The organism is Kitasatospora sp. NBC_01266 (genome assembly GCF_036242395.1).
Taxonomy (GTDB): domain Bacteria; phylum Actinomycetota; class Actinomycetes; order Streptomycetales; family Streptomycetaceae; genus Kitasatospora.
This window is the reverse complement of record NZ_CP108458.1, coordinates 3,556,263-3,576,313: the sequence shown is the minus strand read 5'-3', so window position 1 is coordinate 3,576,313 and position 20,051 is coordinate 3,556,263. Positions and strand designations below refer to the sequence as shown.

At 73.5% G+C, this 20,051-nt stretch carries 14 protein-coding genes; 11 read left to right on the top strand and 3 right to left on the bottom strand.

The window, feature by feature from the left end; translation table 11 throughout:
• Positions 1–82: 82 nt before the first annotated feature.
• Entirely contained in the window at positions 83–829 is a 747-nt protein-coding gene (locus OG403_RS15320) for an SGNH/GDSL hydrolase family protein (protein WP_329564809.1), read from the bottom strand.
• 176 nt (positions 830–1,005) lie between these two features.
• Between OG403_RS15320 and OG403_RS15315 the strand changes: the two genes are divergently transcribed.
• From OG403_RS15315 to OG403_RS15280, 8 genes are all read left to right on the top strand, one after another.
• Positions 1,006–2,472: a PspC domain-containing protein gene (locus tag OG403_RS15315; protein ID WP_329564808.1), complete on the top strand. Its 1,467-nt coding sequence runs from the start codon at positions 1,006–1,008 to the stop codon at positions 2,470–2,472.
• Positions 2,465–3,193 (top strand): response regulator transcription factor, encoded by a 729-nt coding sequence (locus OG403_RS15310; RefSeq protein WP_329564807.1) that lies wholly within the window; start codon positions 2,465–2,467, stop codon positions 3,191–3,193. Before OG403_RS15315 ends, OG403_RS15310 begins: the two co-directional genes overlap by 8 nt.
• Positions 3,194–3,369: 176 nt before the next feature.
• The gene (locus OG403_RS15305; protein WP_329564806.1) at positions 3,370–4,617 is read left to right on the top strand and encodes an acyltransferase family protein; all 1,248 of its coding nucleotides are present in this window, start codon (positions 3,370–3,372) and stop codon (positions 4,615–4,617) included.
• Positions 4,618–4,650: 33 nt separating this feature from the next.
• The gene (locus tag OG403_RS15300) at positions 4,651–5,922 is read left to right on the top strand and encodes a glycosyltransferase family 87 protein (protein ID WP_329564805.1); all 1,272 of its coding nucleotides are present in this window, start codon (positions 4,651–4,653) and stop codon (positions 5,920–5,922) included.
• 218 nt (positions 5,923–6,140) lie between these two features.
• A complete protein-coding gene (locus OG403_RS15295) occupies positions 6,141–7,412 on the top strand; it encodes a glycosyltransferase family 39 protein (RefSeq protein WP_329564804.1) in 1,272 nt (423 codons plus the stop codon).
• A 70-nt stretch (positions 7,413–7,482) separates the two neighbouring features.
• Complete coding sequence (locus OG403_RS15290; protein WP_329564803.1) at positions 7,483–9,030, top strand: glycosyltransferase family 39 protein; 1,548 nt, start codon at positions 7,483–7,485, stop codon at positions 9,028–9,030.
• Between the two features lie 65 nt (positions 9,031–9,095).
• Complete coding sequence (gene pcrA / locus OG403_RS15285; RefSeq protein WP_329564802.1) at positions 9,096–11,711, top strand: DNA helicase PcrA; 2,616 nt, start codon at positions 9,096–9,098, stop codon at positions 11,709–11,711.
• A gap of 66 nt (positions 11,712–11,777) precedes the next feature.
• Positions 11,778–12,185, top strand: a complete 408-nt coding sequence (locus OG403_RS15280) for a cobalamin B12-binding domain-containing protein (RefSeq protein ID WP_329564801.1) — start codon at positions 11,778–11,780, stop codon at positions 12,183–12,185.
• Positions 12,186–12,192: 7 nt separating this feature from the next.
• Here OG403_RS15280 and OG403_RS15275 read toward each other — a convergent pair whose 3' ends face one another.
• Positions 12,193–13,767: a DUF5691 domain-containing protein gene (locus OG403_RS15275; protein ID WP_329564800.1), complete on the bottom strand. Its 1,575-nt coding sequence runs from the start codon at positions 13,765–13,767 to the stop codon at positions 12,193–12,195.
• Entirely contained in the window at positions 13,764–14,753 is a 990-nt protein-coding gene (locus OG403_RS15270) for an SWIM zinc finger family protein (protein WP_329564799.1), read from the bottom strand. Before OG403_RS15270 ends, OG403_RS15275 begins: the two co-directional genes overlap by 4 nt.
• A gap of 253 nt (positions 14,754–15,006) precedes the next feature.
• Here OG403_RS15270 and OG403_RS15265 point away from each other — a divergent pair, with 253 nt between their 5' ends.
• The 3 genes from OG403_RS15265 (at position 15,007) to OG403_RS15255 (ending at position 19,929) form a co-directional block, all read left to right on the top strand.
• Positions 15,007–16,095, top strand: a complete 1,089-nt coding sequence (locus tag OG403_RS15265; protein ID WP_329564798.1) for an ATP-binding protein — start codon at positions 15,007–15,009, stop codon at positions 16,093–16,095.
• Between the two features lie 118 nt (positions 16,096–16,213).
• Complete coding sequence (locus tag OG403_RS15260) at positions 16,214–18,724, top strand: DUF5682 family protein (RefSeq protein ID WP_329564797.1); 2,511 nt, start codon at positions 16,214–16,216, stop codon at positions 18,722–18,724.
• Complete coding sequence (locus tag OG403_RS15255; protein WP_329564796.1) at positions 18,721–19,929, top strand: vWA domain-containing protein; 1,209 nt, start codon at positions 18,721–18,723, stop codon at positions 19,927–19,929. The genes OG403_RS15260 and OG403_RS15255 overlap by 4 nt, the downstream gene beginning before the upstream one ends.
• Positions 19,930–20,051: the final 122 nt, after the last annotated feature.

Below are 20,051 nucleotides of genomic sequence, written 5' to 3'. Positions count from 1 at the left end.
GCGGGGAAGGCCCTGTTCGGACCCTGATCTCTCCCTGAGACCCGGCTCAGGGGAGCCGGGTCCCCGGGCGTCGCGGCGCGGCTCAGCAGGCCCCGGTGGCGACGGCCGACCCGCAGGCGGCGTCGGACATCCAGCCGGCCCGGACGTCGTTGCTGAGCGAGTCGAAGAAGCCCTTGGCCATCCTGGCGTAGCCGAGGTCGTCGGGGTGCAGGCGGTCGTAGAACTCGGCCGAGGTGAGGGCCGGCGGGTCGACGTAGTTCAGGTGCCGGCCGTGCCGCTGCTCGGTCGGCACCAGGTCCTGCGCCTGCTGGTTGAACTGCTCGACCAGGTCCTGCAGGCCGCCGGTGGTCGGGATCAGGCCCATCAGCACGACGGTGGTCCCGGGCCGGTCGGTGAAGATCCGGTCGACCAGGTCCGCGAGCCGGTCGGCGGCGTGCGGCTTGTCCGCGCCGCGGTCCAGGTCGTTGATGCCGATGTGCAGCAGCACCACGTCCGGCCGGGAGTCCTTGAGCCAGCCGTCCACGTCGGCCCGGATGTCGTTGATCATCCAGCCGCTGTGGCCCTCGTGCCACGGCTGCGCGAAGGTGCCGTCGCGCTGCGAGCCGACGAAGGTCGCGGTGAAGCGGGACTGCCCGGTGATCCGCTGCCACAGCGGCAGCCGGTAGCCGTTGCTGTCGGTGCTGCCCACGCCCACGGTGATGGAGTCGCCGAGCGGCATCACCCGCAGTGCCGGCGGGTCGGCCTGCGCCGCGGCGGGGGCGGCGCCGGCGGCCAGGGCGGCGCCCGCGCAGAGGGTCGTGGCCAGCAGTGCGGAGAAGATCCGTTTCATGAGCTACCTCCCGATAGGTGACGGTGTGTCAGCTACGGTGTGACAGGAAGTTCATAAGATCAATCAGCCTGGCGGTGACACGCCACGCGCTCCATCCGGACGGCAGCCGACGATCTTCCCCATTAGGGGACGGACCCTGATGCGCCAAGGCCCGCCCGCGTGTGACCATCGGGGGCGTGGCAGCCCCCGGTACCGAACCCGATCCGAGCACGACCGCCCCCGACGGCCCGCCGTCCGGGGGCGCCGAGCCGACCCCGGGGCCGACCGCGGCGCCCTACCGCAAGCTCTACCGCAGCCCGCACTCGCGGATGCTGGGCGGGGTCGCGCACGGGCTCGCGGTGCACCTGCGACTGCCGGTCGCCTGGGTGCGGGCCGCCTTCGTGCTGCTCTTCTTCGCCAACGGGCTCGGCGTGCTGCTCTACGCCGCGTTCTGGTTCGTGGTGCCGATCGGCATCGACGAGCCGGCCCCGCAGGGCCCGTTTCAGCGCTACCTCTGGGTGGACGGCCAGTTCGTGCCGGCCGACACCGTCGGCGTGATGCCCGATCCGCTGACCAAGGGGGAGCGCGGCCGGCTGGCGCGGCTGCGCGACCTGCTGCAGGGCGCCTTCCAGGGCGAGCCGCTGGTCGCCGGGCAGCCGCCCGCCGCCCGGCCGGGCGGCGCGGCCAGCCGGCAGAACCTCGGTCAACTGGCCGCGCTGCTGATGCTGGTGATCGGCGTGATGGCGCTGCTCAACGTGCTCAACATCCAGTCCTCCCAGCCCTACACCTGGCCGCTGCTGGCGATCGGCGTCGGCGTCGCGCTGGTCTGGCGACAGGCCGACGACTCGCGCTGGCAGCGCTGGTTCGGCCTGGAGGGCGGTGGCAAGCGGCGCAGCGCCTTCGTCCGGGTCGGCGCCGGTGTGCTGCTGGTGACGATCGGCATCATCGGCTTCCTGATCCTGCAGGGCGCCGGCTCCACCGTCGCCTCGGTGATCGAGGCCTCGCTCGCGGTGCTGGCCGGGGTGCTGGTGCTAACCGGCCCCTACGCGCTGCGGATGTGGCAGGACCTGGCCGCCGAGCGGACCGCCCGGATCCGGGCCCAGGAACGGGCCGAGATCGCCGCGCACATCCACGACTCGGTGCTGCACACGCTGACCCTGATCCAGCGCAGGTCCGAGGACCCCAAGGAGGTCCAGCGCCTGGCCCGGGCCCAGGAGCGCGAACTGCGGCTCTGGCTCTACCGTCCGGAGGCCGCCGCCGAGGCCGCGCCCGACACGCTGGCCGAGCGGCTGCGCGAGGTGGTCGCCGAGGTCGAGGACCGGCACGGCGTCCCGGTCGAGCTGGTCTGCGTCGGCGACTGCCCGATGGACGACCGGATCGCGGCCCAGATGCAGGCCGCGCGTGAAGCGATGGTCAATGCCGCCAAGTACGGTGGCGGAGGACCGGTGCAGGTCTACGCCGAGGTGGAGGGGAGGACGGTGTCGGTGTTCGTACGCGATCACGGCCCCGGATTCGACCCCGACACCGTGCCGGAGGACCGGATGGGCGTCCGCGAGTCGATCATCGGCCGGATGAAGCGCAACGGCGGTACCGCACGGGTGCGCCCGGCGCCGGACGGCGGCACCGAGGTCGAGCTGGAGATGGAGAGAGCTGCAGATGACTGACGCTGTTTCGGGTGCGGCCGGCGAAGGCGGCCCCGTGGGGGTGCCCCCGGCCGAAGGCTCGGGGAGGGTGGCCCGGGTGGTGCTGGTCGACGACCACCGGATGTTCCGCACCGGGGTGCGCGCCGAGATCGGCCGCACCGAGACCACCGGCATCGACGTGGTGGGCGAGGCCGACGATGTCGAGTCGGCGGTCAGGGTGGTCGCCGAGACCCGCCCCGATGTGGTGCTGCTCGACGTGCACCTGCCCGGCGGCGGTGGCGTGGAGGTGCTGCGCCGCTCGACCGCGGTGATGGGCGAGCCGGGCGGGGTGAAGTTCCTCGCGCTCTCCGTCTCGGACGCCGCCGAGGACGTGATCGGCGTGATCCGCGGCGGTGCCCGCGGCTACGTCACCAAGACCATCACCGGCACCGACCTGGTCAACGCGATCTTCCGGATCGCCGACGGCGACGCGGTCTTCTCGCCGCGGCTGGCCGGTTTCGTGCTGGACGCCTTCGCCGCCACCGACACCCCGCCGGTGGACGAGGACCTCGACCGCCTCACCCAGCGGGAGCGCGAGGTGCTGCGGCTGATCGCGCGCGGGTACGCGTACAAGGAGATCGCCAAGCAGCTGTTCATCTCGGTGAAGACGGTGGAGAGCCACGTCTCGGCGGTGCTGCGCAAGCTCCAGCTGAGTAACCGTCACGAGCTAACCCGGTGGGCCACCGCGCGTCGCCTGGTCTGAGGCGCTGACCTGCGGCGACGGCCGCTGCGGCCCGCTCCCGGGCCGGGCTCGCGGGCCTGCGGGCGGGCCGGAGCGGCCGTCGCGCTGGGGTATGGTGCCAGGTGCACAAATGGGGCGCTGTGGTTCCTGAAAGGCGCGCCCCTTCCCCACATGTGAGGGTCAATCGCATGCGCTTAATGCCAATGTCTCCGCACCGCACCGGTGTTGAGCCGACCGGCGGGTCCGCACCGGGCAACGGCCGTACCGACGGGAAGCGGGCGGGCAGACCGCGTCTCTACGTGCTCGACGGGCTGCGCCTGCTGGCGGCGCTCGCGGTCGTGTTCTGGCACTACACCGGGTACCAGCAGCACCCGAAGATGTGGGGCGGCAATTCCTCCGCGATGGTGCCCGAGCTCAGTTCCTGGGCCGCCTACGGCTGGTCGGGGGTCGAACTCTTCTTCCTGATCAGCGGTTTCGTGATCTGCATGTCGGCCTGGGGCCGGACGGTCGGCGAGTTCTTCGTCTCCCGGGTGGTGCGCCTCTTCCCCGCGTACTGGGTCTGCCTGCTGGTCACCTCGGCGATCGTCCTCACCGCCCGGCCGACCTGGATGTGGAACATCGACAAGTTCCACTACTCGGACGTGCTGACCAACATGACCATGATGCAGAACGGCGTGGGCGGGGCGATGGACATCGACCCGGTCTACTGGACGCTCTGGATCGAGTTGCGGTTCTACATCATGTTCGCCGTGCTGGTGGCGCTGGGCGGGCTGACCTACCGCAGGGTCGTGATGTTCTGCGCGGTCTGGACCCTCGGGACGGTCGCGACAGCAGCCTCCGGCTGGGCGGTCCTCGACCTGGTCTTCGACCCGGAGTACGCGCCGCTCTTCATCGCGGGGATCGCGCTGTACCTGATCCACCGCTTCGGCTCCGACCTGCTGCTCTGGAGCATCGTCGGCTTCAACTGGCTGCTCGCCCAGCACCGGATGCGGCAGATCATGTCCGGCTACGCGAACGACGCGGGCCACCGGCTCAGCTTCACCGTGGGCGTGCTCATCGTCACGGCGTACTTCCTGGTGATGGCCGCCGCGGCGCTGGGCCGGCTGGACTGGATCCGCGGCAGGTGGATCGTCACCGCGGGTGCGCTCACCTATCCGCTCTACCTGCTGCACGAGGAGATCGGCTGGTACCTGATCTCGGAGCTGCACGAACACCTGAACCCGTACGTTCTGGTGTTCTTCCTGGTCGGGGCGATGCTGGTGGCCTCGTGGCTGGTGCACCGGCTGGTGGAGCGGCCGCTCTCCAAGGTGCTCAAGCGGCGGCTGACCGCGGCCCTGGAGCGGGCCCGCCGGATCGACGCCGCGGACCGTGACCCGCTCTGGGCGACGGTGGCGGCCACCGCCGCCGAACCGGCCGTGGAGCAGTGCTCCAGCAGTCCCCAGTAGTCCCGGTGCGAAGCCGGGAGAGAGTGGAGAGCAATGCTGCCGGACACGTCCACCGAGGCCGGGGCGCACCCCGATGACGCGGTGCGGGCGCCGGTCCCGCGCCGTGGGTCGCCCGGCCCGTCGCTCTGGGCGCCCGACACCTGGCCGGTCAGACTGCTGGCCCCGGTGGGCTACTGGGCCTGCAGCCGGCTGCTGATGATCGCGCTGCTCTTCTCGCTGAAGATCGACGCGACCGGCGAGATGCACACGCTCTACGAGGGGTGGAGCCGTCAACTGGCCCGGGGCAGTTACCCGATCGGTGATCCGACCTGGCAGTACCCGCCGGGCGCCGCCTTCGTGATGCTGGCCCCCCGGCTCATCCCGGGAGTGAACTTCGTCCAGGGCTTCGTCATCGTGGTGTTCCTCGCGGACGCCGCGGTCATGGCGAGCCTGGTGCTGGCCGGCCGCAGCCGGCAGCGCAGCCTGGCCGGGGCCTGGATCTGGGTCCTCGGCCTGCCGCTGATGCTCTACGTCCCCTACGCGCGCTACGACCTGATCGTGACCGCCCTGGCCGTGTTCGCGCTGCTCGCGGTGGAGCGCCGGCCGTGGCTCGGCGGGGTGCTGGCCGGAGTGGGTGCGATGGTCAAGGTCTGGCCGGCGTTCGCGGTGTTCGGCGCTCCGCGCGGGCGCGGCCTGCGATCGGTCTGCCTGGGCTTCGCCGCCTCGGCGCTGGCCCTCACCGTGATCGCGGTCGGCTTCTTCCACGGACCCTTCGACTTCCTGAACGCTCAGGGCAGTCGGGGCGTGGAGTTCGAGTCCCTCGGGGGGAGCGTGCTGCTGGTGGCCCGGTTCCTCGGCTACCCGGGGACCATCCAATACCACTTCGGCTCGATGGAGTTCCTCGGCCCGTACGTCTCCGAGATCGCCGACGGGCTGGTCGTGTTGAGCGTGCTGGGGTTCTGCTGGCTGCTGCTGTGGCGCCTGCGCGCCCGGACCTGGAACGCTGCCACGACCGCCGATGCCGCCCTGGCCGCCGTGTTGGTTTTCACCACAACGAGCAGGGTGATCAGCCCGCAGTACTTCATCTGGCTGATCGGTCTCGGCGCGGTCTGCCTGACCTTCCGGGAGACGACCCAGCGCGCGGTCGTGGTGCTGCTGGTCGGTGCCACCGCACTGACCTCGATCGAGTACCCGCTCTTCTACGACAACGTGCTGCGGGGCTCCGCCACCTTCACCACCGTGCTGGTGCTGCGCAACGTCCTGCTGCTGCTGGCCATGGTCATGTCCTGCGTCGGGCTGTGGCGATCGACCGTACAGAGACGCTGACTTGGGTGGCGCGCTGCGCCTGGAACCATAGGGGTTCTCGGGTATGGTGTCTGGCCACGGGCGACCCGCCGGGCCGCGGTTGCAGGGCCGTCGGCGGCGCCGATGACGCCGGCGGGCCCGGTGCGCCGACCACACTGATGCGGGCTCCCGCACGGGACCGGACGTCTCGGTCGACCGCGCCTGAGGGGCCCTTCCACACGACCATCGGGAGTTCGCCAGTGACCACCCAGCTTGCGGGTCCGCACGCTGACGAAGGTGCGGGGGCCCACCGGGCGAACCGTCTGGGCGGTGCGGGGGTCGGGCGCGGGTTCGGCGGCTACCGGACGCGGCTGCTGACTTCGGGCCGCAACGCCGGCCCGGCGCTGCTGGGCTACGCGGCGGTCCGGGCGATCGGCGTCCTCATCGTGCTGCTCTGGCGCCACAAGCACGGCGAGTCGGGCCTGCACCGGCTCAGCACCATGTGGGACGCCTACTGGTACGCCGACATCGCCCAGCACGGCTACGCCGGGTCGGTGCCGGTGCCCGGGCCGCACGGTCCGTACCAGGCCTACGCGTTCTTCCCGAGCTACCCGCTGCTGATCAGGGCGGGCCACCTGCTGCTGCCGCTGTCGATCAGCCAGGCCGCGCTGCTGGTGGCCTGGTTCGCCTCGCTGGTGGCGGCCTGGGGGATCTTCGCGGTCGGCAGCCACCTGTACGGGCGCCGGGTCGGCACCATCGCGGCGGTGCTCTGGGGGGTCACGCCCTACTCCGTGGTCGAGAGCCTGGCCTACTCGGAGCTGATGTTCACCGCCTTCACCGCCTGGGCGATGTACGCGGCGGTCAGGCGGCGGTGGATCGTGGCCGGTCTGCTCAGCACGCTGGCGGGCCTCACCCGGCCGACCGCGGTCGCGGTCGCGGGCGCGGTCTGCCTCGGTGCCGCGCTCGCGCTGGTGTCGCAGTGGTGGCGGACCCGGCGCGGCACGATGCCCTCGGAGGAGCGGGTCGCCTGGTGGCGCCCGGTCGTCGGCGGGCTGATCGCCCCGCTCGGCTTCGTCGGCTTCGTCCTCTGGGTCGGCGTGCAGAAGCACAGCCTGACCGGCTACTTCAAGGTGCAGGAGGCGTGGCAGTCGCAGTTCGACTTCGGCCGCTCCACCGTGCACTCGTTCCGGGACATCCTGGGGACCAGCAACACGCTCTGGATGTCCGACGTGGTGGTGGCGATCACCCTGGTGGCCTCGGTGATGCTCTTCGTCCTGTCGATCCTGCAGCGGCAGCCGGTCGTGCTGGTGGCGCTGAGCGGACTCGTCCTGCTGCTGGCGCTGGGCGACGCGTCCTACTTCAACTCGCGGGCACGCTTCCTGATCCCGGCGTTCGCCCTGCTCTTCCCGCTGGCCGGCGCGCTTGCCCGGGTGCGGACCAAGGGCGCGGTGGCGACCGTCATGACCTTCGCGGCGGTCACCTCGGGACTTTTCGGCGGGTACCTCGCCTTCGTCTACACCAACTCGCCGTGACCGTCCGGTCGGGCACGGCACCGTCTGGTCAAGCACGGTCATGAGCAACGTGGTTAAGGGACCTGAGCAAATGAGCACCAGCGCTGATGTGGGCACCACCGATTCGATGACGGCAGTACCCGGCGGCGTGGCGCCCGCCAGGAGGCGGTCATGGCGACCTGACGAACGCTGGAGACGGCTGCTCGCCAGCACCAGCTGGTGCTGGCCGGCGCTGATCACCCTCGCCGTCGGCCTGCGCGACAGCTCCCGCCCGGAGGTGTGGCGCGACGAACTGGCGACCTGGACCGCGGCCACCCGCAGCACCGGTCAGCTGTGGGCCATGCTCCAGCACGTGGACGCGGTCTCCGGGCTCTACTACCTGCTGATGCACTTCTGGGTATCCGCGTTCGGGTACTCGGCGACCGTCTTCCGGCTTCCCACGGCCCTCGCGATGACCGCCGCGTCGGTCTTCGTGGTGCTGACCGGGCGCAAGGTCTTCGGGGCGCGGGCCGGCCTGGCGGCGGGCCTGCTGTTCGCGGTCTTCCCCAGCGTGTCGAGGTACGCCCAGGAGGCCCGCTCGTACGCCTTCGTGGTGCTCGCGGTCGCCGCGGCGAACTGGCTGCTGCTGCGGGCGCTGGAGCGGCCGACGGTGCGGCGCTGGCTGCCGTACTCGCTGAGCATCGCGCTGGCCGGGCTGTTCCACATGGTCTCGCTGGTCGTGCTGGTACCGCACGCCGTGGTCGTCGTGATGCGGTGGCGGCGCGAGCGCGGGGCCCGGCTGCCGCTCGGCCACGCGGCGGCGGTCATGGTGGCCATGCTGCCGGTGATCCCGCTGGTGCTGCTCGGTCAGCGGCAGGTGCAGCGGCAGATCTCCTGGCTGCCCACGCCGGATCTGCAGACCTTCGTCGATCTCTGGCAGAACCTGTTCGCCTCACCGCTGGTGAGCGGCTGCGTGATCGCGCTCTGCGTGCTGCCGGCCGCGTGGCCGCGCGGCCGCCGGCGGGCGGTGGAGATCGGGCTGATCGCGGCGCTGCCGATCCTGCTGGTCTGGATCATCTCGCAGGGCAGCGTCTCCTACTTCCTCGACCGCTACCTGCTCTTCACCGTGCCGGCCTGGGCCGTGCTCGCGGCCGGCGGACTGACCGCGCTGCGCCCCCGGGCGCTGATCCCGCTCGGCCTGGTCGCCACCGCGCTGCTGGGCGTGCAGAACCAGTACGACATCCGGATGCCCGACATCAAGGAGTGGACCGACGAGAAGGCCGCCGCCCGGATCGTGGCCGACGGCTACCGGCCGGGCGACGGGATCGTCCCGGTCCGCGGCGACAAGAAGTTCATGATGCTCGACTTCGCGATGGACTTCTACCTGCCGAAGAACGTCCGGCCCACCGACGTCTTCCAGGCCAGGACGGCCGCCCAGGCGGACGATCTCTATCCGGTGGACTGCAGCCGGCCGGACGTCTGCGCCGAGGGCTTCCAGCGGATCTGGGTGCTCACCTACGGCGGGGCCCGTGATCCCTACCAGGCGATCCCGCAGGCCCAGGCCCAGGTGCTGGAGACCGAGTTCACCGCGGTGCGGATCGACACGGCGGCCCGCGGACTGGTCGTCTCCCTGCTGGAGCGCAAGCCCGTCGCGGCGTAGGCCCGCTCCTCGGATCACCCGGGCCAGTCGGTTCTGTCGGTCCCGGGTCATAGACTCACAGAGCCATGAGTAGCCTCTTTGACGACCTCCCGCTGCCCGGCTTCGAGTCCTTCCAGGCGAAGCCCGCCGCCGACGCGCTGCCCGTCGACTTCGCCGAGGAGCCCCCACCGGAGGGCTACTACGGCCACGACGAGGGCGACCACCCGGACGAGGAGATCCCGGCGGATCTCTTCCGCACCGACTACGCCGCGCAGGCCGAGCGCGACGCCTACTACCGCAACGGCGCGCACCGCACCGTGGCCGACCCGGCCCAGCTGCTCGAGGGCATGAACGACCCGCAGCGCGAGGCCGTGCTGCACGCCGGGTCGCCGCTGCTGATCGTGGCCGGCGCCGGGTCCGGCAAGACCCGGGTGCTGACCCACCGGATCGCCTACCTGCTGGGCGCCCGGGGCGTGCAGCCCGGCGAGATCCTGGCGATCACCTTCACCAACAAGGCGGCCGGCGAGATGCGCGAGCGCGTCGAGCAGCTGGTCGGGCCGCGGGCCCGGGCGATGTGGGTCTCCACCTTCCACAGCGCCTGCGTGCGGATCCTGCGCCGGGAGAGCAAGCGGCTCGGCTTCACCTCCAGCTTCTCGATCTACGACTCGGCGGACTCGCAGCGCCTGATGGCCCTGGTCTGCCGCGATCTGGACCTGGACCCCAAGCAGTTCCCGCCGAAGTCCTTCACCAGCAAGGTCTCCAACCTCAAGAACGAGCTGATCGACGAGGAGACCTACGCGGCGCAGGCGGCCAACCCGCTGGAGCGCAAGCTCGCCGAGGCCTACGCGCTCTACCAGCGCCGGCTGCGCGAGGCCAACGCGCTGGACTTCGACGACATCATCATGACCACGGTCAACCTGCTGCAGGCCTTCCCGGACGCGGCCGAGCACTACCGGCGACGCTTCCGGCACATCCTGGTCGACGAGTACCAGGACACCAACCACGCCCAGTACATGCTGGTGCGCGAGCTGACCGGCGGCGCGGCCGGCTCGGTGCCCAAGCGCACGGTGGACGGCGACCTGGTCAACCCGGCGGCGGCCGGCCTGGTCGGCCTCGAGCCCGCCGAGCTCTGCGTGGTGGGTGACGCGGACCAGTCGATCTACGCCTTCCGCGGCGCCACCATCCGCAACATCCTCCAGTTCGAGGAGGACTACCCCAGCGCGACCACGATCCTGCTGGAGCAGAACTACCGCTCCACCCAGACCATCCTGAGCGCCGCCAACGCGGTCATCGAGCGCAACACCAGCCGCCGCGAGAAGAAGCTCTGGACCGCCGGCGAGCACGGCGAGAAGGTGGTCGGCTACGTCGCCGACGACGAGCACGGCGAGGCGCAGTTCATCGCCGAGGAGATCGACCGGCTCACCGACGCGGGCGACGCCAAGCCCGGCGACGTGGCGATCTTCTACCGGACCAACGCGCAGTCCCGGGTCTTCGAGGAGGTGTTCATCCGGGTCGGCCTGCCGTACAAGGTGGTCGGCGGGGTGCGCTTCTACGAGCGCAAGGAGGTCCGCGACGTGCTGGCCTACCTGCGGGTGCTCTCCAACCCCGAGGACACCGTGCCGCTGCGCCGGATCCTCAACGTGCCCAAGCGCGGCATCGGCGACCGGGCCGAGGCGATGATCGAGGCCCTCGCCGCCCGCGAGCGGATCTCCTTCGCCCAGGCGCTGCTGCGGGTGGACGAGGCGTACGGGATGGCCGCGCGCTCGGCCAACGCGGTTCGCAAGTTCAACGAGCTGCTGGCCTCGCTGCGCCAGGTGGTCGAGTCGGGGGCCGGGCCGGCCGCCGTGCTGGAGGCCGTCCTGGAGGAGACCGGGTACCTGGCCGAGCTGCAGTCCTCCACCGACCCGCAGGACGAGACCCGGGTGGAGAACCTCCAGGAGCTCGCCTCGGTGGCCCTGGAGTACGAGCAGGACCCCGGCGAGCGGCCGGACGCGGGCGAGGACGGCGCGCCGCCGGTCGGCTCGCTGGCCGACTTCCTGGAGCGGGTCGCGCTGGTCGCCGACTCCGACCAGATCCCGGACGACGAGGAGGGCGCGGGCGTCATCACGATGATGACCTTGCACACCGCCAAGGGCCTGGAGTTCCCGGTGGTCTTCCTGACCGGTATGGAGGACGGGATCTTCCCGCACATGCGGGCGCTCAGCCAGGTCAAGGAGCTGGAGGAGGAGCGCCGGCTGGCGTACGTCGGCCTGACCCGGGCCCGGCAGCGGCTCTACCTGACCCGCAGCGTGCTGCGCAGCGCCTGGGGGCAGCCGGCCTACAACCCGGCCTCCCGCTTCCTGGAGGAGATCCCGGGCGAGCTGGTCGAGTGGAAGCGCACCGGCGCCGCCGCCGTGCCGCCCTCGCGCGGGCTGGCGACGGGTGGCTCGCGCGGCTCGGGCGGGGCCGGCTCGGGTGCCGGCTACGGTTCGGGGGCCGGCTCGGCCTCGCCGAAGGCCGGCTGGGGCAAGTCGGCGCGCAAGGTGGCCGAGCGCGAGGTGGTCGCGCTCGCGGTCGGCGACCGGGTCAGCCACGACACCTTCGGGCTCGGTACGGTGGCCGCGGTCGAGGGTGTGGGCGACCGGGCGAAGGCGACGGTCGACTTCGGCTCCGCCGGGCGTAAGCAGTTGCTGCTCCGCTACGCCCCGGTCGAGAAGTTGTAGCCGCTCGAACGGCTGTCGCGCTAACCTCCCCTCAGGCAGTTAGTGCTGGTTAACGTGGAGGCAGTGATGGGTGTGTCAGGCCCGATCCGGGTGGTGGTCGCCAAGCCGGGGCTCGACGGCCACGACCGCGGCGCCAAGGTGATCGCGCGTGCGCTGCGCGACGCCGGCATGGAGGTGATCTACACGGGCCTGCACCAGACGCCCGAGCAGGTGGTCGACACCGCGATCCAGGAGGACGCGGACGGCATCGGCCTGTCGATCCTCTCCGGCGCGCACATGACGCTGTGCGCCCGGGTTATCGAGCTGCTCAAGGAGCGGGACGCGGCGGACATCAAGGTGTTCTGCGGCGGCATCGTTCCGGCCGAGGACATCGCCGAGCTCAAGGCGATGGGCGTGGCCGACATCTTCACCCCCGGCACGCCCACCAGCGCCGTGGTGGCCTGGGTCGAGGCCAACCTGCGCGCGGCCGGCTGAGCCCGGCTCAGCCCCGCTGCCCTTCGGGGTCGAGTTCGGCCAGCATCGCCGCGCGGAAGCGCAGGGTGCCGGCCAGCCGGCCGAAGGTCTCGGCCCACGCGGTGTCCGGCACCGCGTCGGCCGCCAGCGCCGCCACCGCGGGTGCGGTGGCGGACGCCAGCGAACGCTCGGTCAGGCCCAGCACCCCGCTGTGGTTCCACGGATACGAGCCGGCCGCCGCGGCCCGCTCCAGCGCGGCCACCACGGCGGTGCTGAGCGGCGGGGTCCACGGGGTGGCGCAGGCGCCGAGCAGCTGAAAGGCGTCGCCGGGTCCGTTGACGCGCAGGAAGGCGGCCGTCCAGGCGGCCCGCTCGGCCGGGGGCAGCACCGCGAGCAGCCTGGCCGGCGCGCCGGCCACCCCGGCGGCCCCGGCCCGGCGCGGGGCCGGGCCGAGCAGTACCCGGGCCCAGTCGGCGTCGCTCTGGCGGACGGCGGCCCGCGCCCAGGCCTCGCGCAGCTCGTCCCGCCACAGGTCGCTCCCGGTGGCGGTGTCGATCACCGGCAGTGCGAGCAACTGGGCGGGAGTGCGGCCGAAGGCCGTGGTCCAGGTGGCCAGCGGGGTGGCGGCCAGGATCTCGCCCAGCCACCAGGCCTGTTCGCCGCGCCCGGTGGGTGAGCTGGGCGGTATCCCGTCCCGCTGCATCCGTGCGTCGCAGCCGGTGGGCGGCTCGATCAGCAGCGCGCCGTCCGGGGTGAGGCGCACGGCGGCCAGCGCGCGCTGCGCCATCCGGCGGCCGAGCGCGGAGCCGGGCAGCGTGGAGAGCAGTTCGGCCGCGGTGGCGCGGACGTTCTTGCTGCGGTCGCCCAGGGCGGCCTCCAGGAACGGCTCGTCGGCCGGGCCCAGCCGCTCCTGCAGGGCGTCCAGGAAGAGCAGCCGGTCCTCGGCCCGCTCGGCCGGCCAGGTCCCGGCGAGCAGCGCGAGCGCGGCGGCCGGGTCGACTCGGCGCAGCCTGGTCAGATAGGTGACCCGTTCGGCGAACAGCCCCTCCTGCCAGATCCGGGCCGCCTCGGTCGGTCCGTCCGCGCCCGGGGTGCGCAGCAGGTAGCGCCAGTCCGGGTTCTGCTCGGCCAGCCGGCAGCCGAACGGGCCGGCCAGGGCCGCCACGTCCCCGCGCAGCTCGCTGCGGCTCCGGCCGGCCTCCAGCAGGGCCGGCAGCTGGGCGGCGGGCGGGCGGTAGCCGCGCTCGCGGGCGGCGGCCAGCCACTGCGGCAGCAGTTCGGTGAGGTTGGCCAGGGCGGCGGCGCCGGTGGTCCGTCCGGCCAGCAGCGCGGTCAGGCGGCGGGTGGCGGGCTCGGGCAGCTCGGGGCGCTCGTCCAGCGGCGGCGGCTGGTCGGGCCGCACGGCGGGCCGCGGGAGCAGCCCGGCGCGGCGCCGCACGGCGGCCAGCGCGGCCAGCTCCAGCAGCGCGGTGGCCGGGTCGCCGCGGTCGACGGTGGCGACGGCGGCCAGCAGCGCGGGCGGGCCGCTCGGTTCGGGCAGCGGGCGCCGGTCGGTGCCGAGCAGCGCGGTGCTCCGCAGTTCGGCCCAGTAGTCGCCGGTCATCCCGCTCCTCGCAGCGTCAGCTCGATCGTCCGGCCGGCCTGGTCCCAGACCGTGACGGGGGTGAACCCGCGGTGCCCGCACTCGCCGAAGACCGTCACCGGACGGCCCTGGGCGACGGCCACCAGCCGCCAGAGCGCGGCGCCGTCCACCTCGCACAGCGGTAGCGCGCCCTGATCATCCGTCAGCAGCCAGCCCTCGGGGCCCTGGACCGGGACCACCTCGGCCAGCGGCACCGGCCAGGCCGGTGTCCACGGATCCTCGGCGACCGCCTCGCCGTAGGCAGCCGTCGCCTCGGTGACGGTCAGGCCGCGCGGTGCGCCGGCCGCCGGCGCGGGGGTGCCGTGCCGGACGCCGAGGACGGCGCGCAGCGGGTGGACGCCGGGGTGGAAGGCCAGCTCGGCGTCGACCGAGTGACCGACGGGCAGCGGGAGTTCGGCCGGTTGCCCCGGGCGGTCGTAGCCGAGCAGCAGCGCCTGGCGGCCGCTGCGCTCACCCCGCAGCCAGAGCCGGCGGCTGGTCAGCGGCCCCTCGGCGCGCTCCCGGCAGCCCAGCGCCAGCCAGCGGTCGCGCACGGTGGGGCCGGCCAGCAACTCGGCGCTGTCGATGCTGAAGCCGACCCGGGCCCGCACGGTGGCGGCCAGTGGCGCGGGCAGCTCGTCGACCCGCAGGTAGGCGGCGGCGAGCAGGTCGAGCAGCGCGTGGTCGGCCAGCTGGTCATCGGCCGGTAGGGTGGCCAACTCCCTGACCCGGCCGGCCAGTCCGGGTGCCTGGGCGTCCACCATCCGGGCCGCGACCTCGTCCCACCCGCCGGCCGTGCCCGGGTCGGCCAGCCCCCGGCGCACCCGGTCGGCCAGCCGCAGCCGCAGCTCCCGCGCGCCGTCCGCGACCCGCGCCGCCCGCCGCTCGGCCCGCCGCCGCGCGGCCGCCGGATCCGCCAACCCCTTGGCCGCGGACGGGACGTGTTCGGTGCTCCGGCGTTCCTCCATGGGGTGAACGTAGAGCGCGGGACTGACAGCCCATCAGGCGTCGGCGCTTGGGCGGGTACACCTTGAAGGTCTTGGTGGCGAGGGAGCACGTTCGGCGACCGCCCGATTGTCAGTGCCGGGGTGCAGAGTGGTTCTCACAGGCGGGCCGGAGCCCTTGGCCCGCCCCTGTCGTCCGTGTGCTGATGCTTCCCGATCACGTCAACCGTCCCGGGCATCGCCATGCCCGTCGGCGGTCGGTCCGAAGGAGCCCTCCATGACAACCACCGACGTTCTGCGGGCGCATGCCGAGGACGCGTTCGCCGCCGAACTGGCCGCGCTCGCCGAGCAGGACGGGCGAGTGCGGCCCGAGCGGTGGCGGCTGTCGCCGTGGGCGGTGGCGACCTACCTGCTGGGCGGCGAGCTGCCGGACGGCACCGTGATCACCCCCAAGTACGTGGGGCCGCGGCGGATCGTGGAGGTGGCGGTGAGCACCTTGGCCACCGACCGGGCGCTGCTGCTGCTCGGGGTGCCGGGGACGGCCAAGACCTGGCTGTCCGAGCATCTGGCGGCGGCGGTCAGCGGGGATTCGACGCTGCTGGTGCAGGGCACCGCGGGGACCGCCGAGGAGGCCGTGCGGTACGGCTGGAACTACGCCGAGTTGCTCGCCAACGGGCCGAGCCGGGCCGCGCTGGTGCCGTCGCCGGTGCAGCGGGCGATGGCCGACGGCAAGATCGTCCGGGTCGAGGAGCTGACCCGGATGCCGGCCGACGTGCAGGACAGTCTGATCACCATCCTGTCGGAAAAGACGTTGCCGATACCGGAGTTGGGCGGGGAAACTCAAGCCGTCCGCGGGTTCAACCTGATCGCCACCGCCAACGATCGCGACCGCGGGGTCAACGAACTCTCCAGTGCGTTGCGCCGCCGTTTCAACACGGTGGTCCTGCCGCTGCCGGCGAGTCTCGACGAAGAGGTCGAGATCGTCGCGCGTCGGGTCGGCCAGCTCGGCCGCGCGCTGGAGCTGCCCGAGCTGCCGGGCGGCGCGCAGGAGATCCGACGGGTGGTGACGGTCTTCCGCGAGCTGCGCGACGGCGTCACCGCCGACGGCCGGACCAAGGTCAGGAGTCCGACCGGCACGCTCTCCACGGCCGAGGCCATCTCGGTGGTCACGGGCGGTCTCGCGCTCGCCGCGCACTTCGGCGACGGCGTGCTGCGCGCGGGGGACGTGGCGGGCGGGCTGCTCGGGGCGGTGGTCCGCGACCCCGTGAGCGATCAGCTGGTGTGGCGCGAGTACCTGGAGGGCGTGCTGCGCGAGCGGGACGGCTGGCAGGACTTCTACCGGGCTGCCCGCGAGCTGTCCGGATGACCTGATCATCCGACAAATATCACTATCCAGAACGGAGTTGAACGAACTGAGCGATCCGTACGACGTGTACGACCGGGATGAGCCGAGTAATACACCAGGGAAGAACAAGGGGGAGAAGATGACTGGTGAGGTGACCCTGCTGGGCGTACGCCACCACGGACCGGGCTCGGCCCGTGCGGTGGGGGCCGCACTTGCCGAGCTGCGGCCGGACGCGGTGCTGATCGAAGGACCACCGGAGGCCGACCCGATCATCGGCCTGGCGGCGGAGCAGGACATGGTGCCGCCGGTCGCGCTGCTCGCGCACGCGGTGCACGACCCGGCCCTGGCGGCGTTCTGGCCGTTCGCCGCCTTCTCACCCGAGTGGGTGGCGATCCAGCACGCGCTGGCGGCCGAGGTGCCGGTGCGGTTCATCGACCTGCCGGCCGGCAGCGGCTTCGCACTGGGGGCCGACGAGGCGTCCGGCGAGCCGACCGGTACGGCGGCCGACCCGATCGCCCGGCTCGCCGAGGCGGCCGGGCACCCGGACCCGGAGGCCTGGTGGGAGGACGTGGTGGAGCACCGGCTGCCCGGCGACGACCCGCTCGCGCCGTTCGCGGCCGTGGCCGAGGCGATGGCCGTGCTGCGCGACCCGGATGTCGGCACCCCGGGCTCGCCCAGCGCGCACCCCGCCGTCGGAGCGCCCGGGGCGACCCGGGCGCCCGGCGCCGCCGAGGCCTGCGCCGGGCGGCGCGAGGAGCTGCGCGAGGCGTACATGCGCGGGCAGATCCGCGCCGCCCGGCGGGCCGGCCACCGCCGGATCGCCGTGGTCTGCGGCGCCTGGCACGTACCGGCGCTCGGCGCGCTGCCCGCCGCGAGCGCGGATCGCGCGCTGCTCGCCGGGCTCCCGAAGAAGCTGAAGACCGAGATCACCTGGGTGCCCTGGACCCATCGGCGGCTCGCCCAGCGGACCGGTTACGGCGCCGGGATCGAGTCGCCTGGCTGGTACCAGCACCTGTTCGACCGCCCGGCCCGGCCCACCGGGCCGGGCACCGGCGGCACCGACCCGGCCCGTTTCCTCACCCGGGCCGCCGAACTGCTGCGCGGCGCGGGCCACCCGGTCTCCGCCGCGCACGTCATCGAGTCGGTCCGGCTCGCCGAGACGCTGGCCGCCGTGCGCGGCCGCCCGGCGGCCGGACTGGCCGAGGCACTGGACGCGGTGCGCGCGGTGTTCTGCGACGGCTCCGAGGTGCCGATCGCCCTGGTGCGCGAGCAGTTGGTGGTCGGCGACGCGCTCGGCCGGGTGCCCGCCGCCGCGCCCACCGTGCCGCTGCAGCGCGACCTGAACCGGCTGCAGCGCGGTCTGCGGCTGGCGCCCGACGCGGTGGACCGCGAGCTGACTCTGGACCTGCGCAGGGAACTGGACGCGGGCCGCTCGCTGCTGCTGCACCGGCTGCGCCTGCTCGGTGTCGAGTGGGGCACCGAGAACCGTCCCGCCGTCAACTCCACCGGTACCTTCCGGGAGAGTTGGCGGCTGCACTGGGATCCGGAGTTCGCCGTCCGGGTGGTCGAGGCCGCGCGGTGGGGGACCACCGTCGAGCGGGCCGCCACCGCGAAGGTGGCGGCGCTGGCCGGCCGGGCCGTCGAACTCGCCGAGCTGACCCGGCTGGCCGAGTACTGCCTGGTGGCCCGCCTGCCGGCCGCGCTGCCCGCGGTGATGCGGGCGCTGGCCGACCGGGCCGCGCTGGACACCGACGCCGCCGAACTCGCCGACGCGCTGCCCGCACTGGTCCGCGCGCTGCGCTACGGGGATGTCCGGGGCACCGACAGCGGCGCGCTGGCGCGGGTCGCGCGGGGTCTGGCGACCCGGCTCTGCGTCGGCCTGCCGCCCGCCTGCACCGGCCTGGACGCCGAGGGTGCCGCCGCCATGCGGATCCGGCTGGACGCGGTGCACAGCGCGATCGGCCTGCTCGGCCGCCCGGGCGATGACAGCCTGGCCGATGACAGCCTGGCCGATGGCAGCCCGGGCGATGACAGGTCGGCCGACGGCCCAGCGGTCGACAGCGGAGCGGCCGACGGCGGCCTCGCCGACCGCTGGGCCGGCGCGCTGGCCGCGCTGGCCCGGCGCGAGCCGACCGGCGGCGCGGCCGCCGGCGTGCCGGGGCTGCTGCGCGGCCGCGCGGTGCGGCTGCTGCTGGACGACGCCCGGCTGGAGGCGGCCGAGGCCGGCCGACTGCTGCACCTGGTGCTCTCCCGGGCCGGCGCGCCCGCCGACGCGGCCGGCTGGATCGAGGGCTTCCTCTCCGGCGGCGGCGCCCTGCTGCTGCACGACCCGCAGCTGCTCACGCTGCTCGACGGCTGGCTGACCGAGGTGCCGGGGGAGACCTTCATCGACCTGCTGCCGCTGCTCAGGCGCACCTTCGCCACCCTGGAGGCCGGCGTGCTGCACACCGTCGGCGCGCGGGTGGCCGCGGGCCGGCTCGCTCCGGGCGGCCAGGCCGCCGGTCCGGCCGAGGAACTGGACCAGGCCCGCGCCGACGCGGCGCTGCCCACCGTGCTGCGCCTGCTGGGCCGCCGCCCGGCCCCGGCCGGCCCGCCGTCGGCCGTGCGGAGCCGGATCCCCCGTCAGTCGACCCGCAGGAGTGCCGCATGACGGCCGGTGAGGCCCTGGACCCCGACCAGGAGCGGCTGCGTCGCTGGCGGCTGGTGCTCGGCGGCGACGCGGAGGGCACCGGCTACCGCCCGATCGGCCGGGACGCGGGCATCGACCGCGCGCTCGCCGCCCTCTACCGGCCAGCGCCGCGCGAGGCGACGCGGTCCGGGGCGGGCTCCCGGGTCCAGAGCCGCTCGGCCGGCCTGGGTGCCAGCGCCCCGCAGGTGGCCCGCTGGCTCGGCGACATCCGCGGCTACTTCCCGACCCCGGTGGTCCAACTGCTGCAGCAGGACGCGATCAGCCGGCTGGGCCTGTCCCGCCTGCTGCTCGAACCGGAGATGCTGGCCGCCGTCGAGCCCGACGTCCACCTGGTCGCCACCCTGCTCTCGCTCAGGCACGCGCTGCCCGAGACCACCCGGACCGCCGCCCGGCAGGTGGTCGGCCGAGTGGTCGCCGACCTGGAGCGCCGACTGGCCGACCGGACCCGGGCCACGCTGGGCGGGGCGCTGGAACGCGGCGCCCGGGTGAACCGCCCGCACCGGCGCGACATCGACTGGGACCGCACCATCCGGGCCAATCTGGGCAGCTACCTGCCCGAGCGCCGCACCCTGGTCCCCGAGCGCCTGGTCGGCCGGGCCCGCGCCCGGCGCGCGCTGCGCAAGGAGGTGATCCTCTGCGTCGACCAGTCCGGCTCGATGGCGGCCTCCGTGGTGCACGCGGCGGTCTTCGGCGCGGTGCTCGGTTCGATGCGCGCGCTGGACACCCGGCTGGTGGTCTTCGACACCTCGGTGGTCGATCTGACGGAGCAACTGGCCGACCCGGTCGACGTCCTGTTCGCCACTCAGCTGGGCGGTGGCACCGACATCAACCGCGCGCTGGCCTACTGCCAGTCCCGGATCACCCGTCCGGCGGAGACCGTGGTGGTCCTGATCAGTGATCTTCACGAGGGCGGGGTCCGGGACGGGATGCTGCGCCGGGTGGCGGCGATGAAGGCCGCCGGCGTCCAGTTCATCGCCCTGCTGGCGCTCAGCGACGAGGGCGCTCCCGGCTACGACCACGCGCACGCCGCCGCGCTGGCCGCACTCGGCTGCCCGGCCTTCGCCTGCACCCCGGACGCCTTCCCCGGGATCATGGCGGCGGCGCTGGCGAAGCGCCCGCTGACACTGCCGGACGGCGGCGGCCAAACCGGGTGGACGACGAGGTGAACAGTGGGCGCACGGGGCCCGCCGACGCGCCCGTTGTGACGGTTCTCACCCGACCCGGGCCCCTGAGGGGCGAATGGGGTCGGTCCGGCGGGGATACCCTGCCAGACGGACGTGACGCGCGT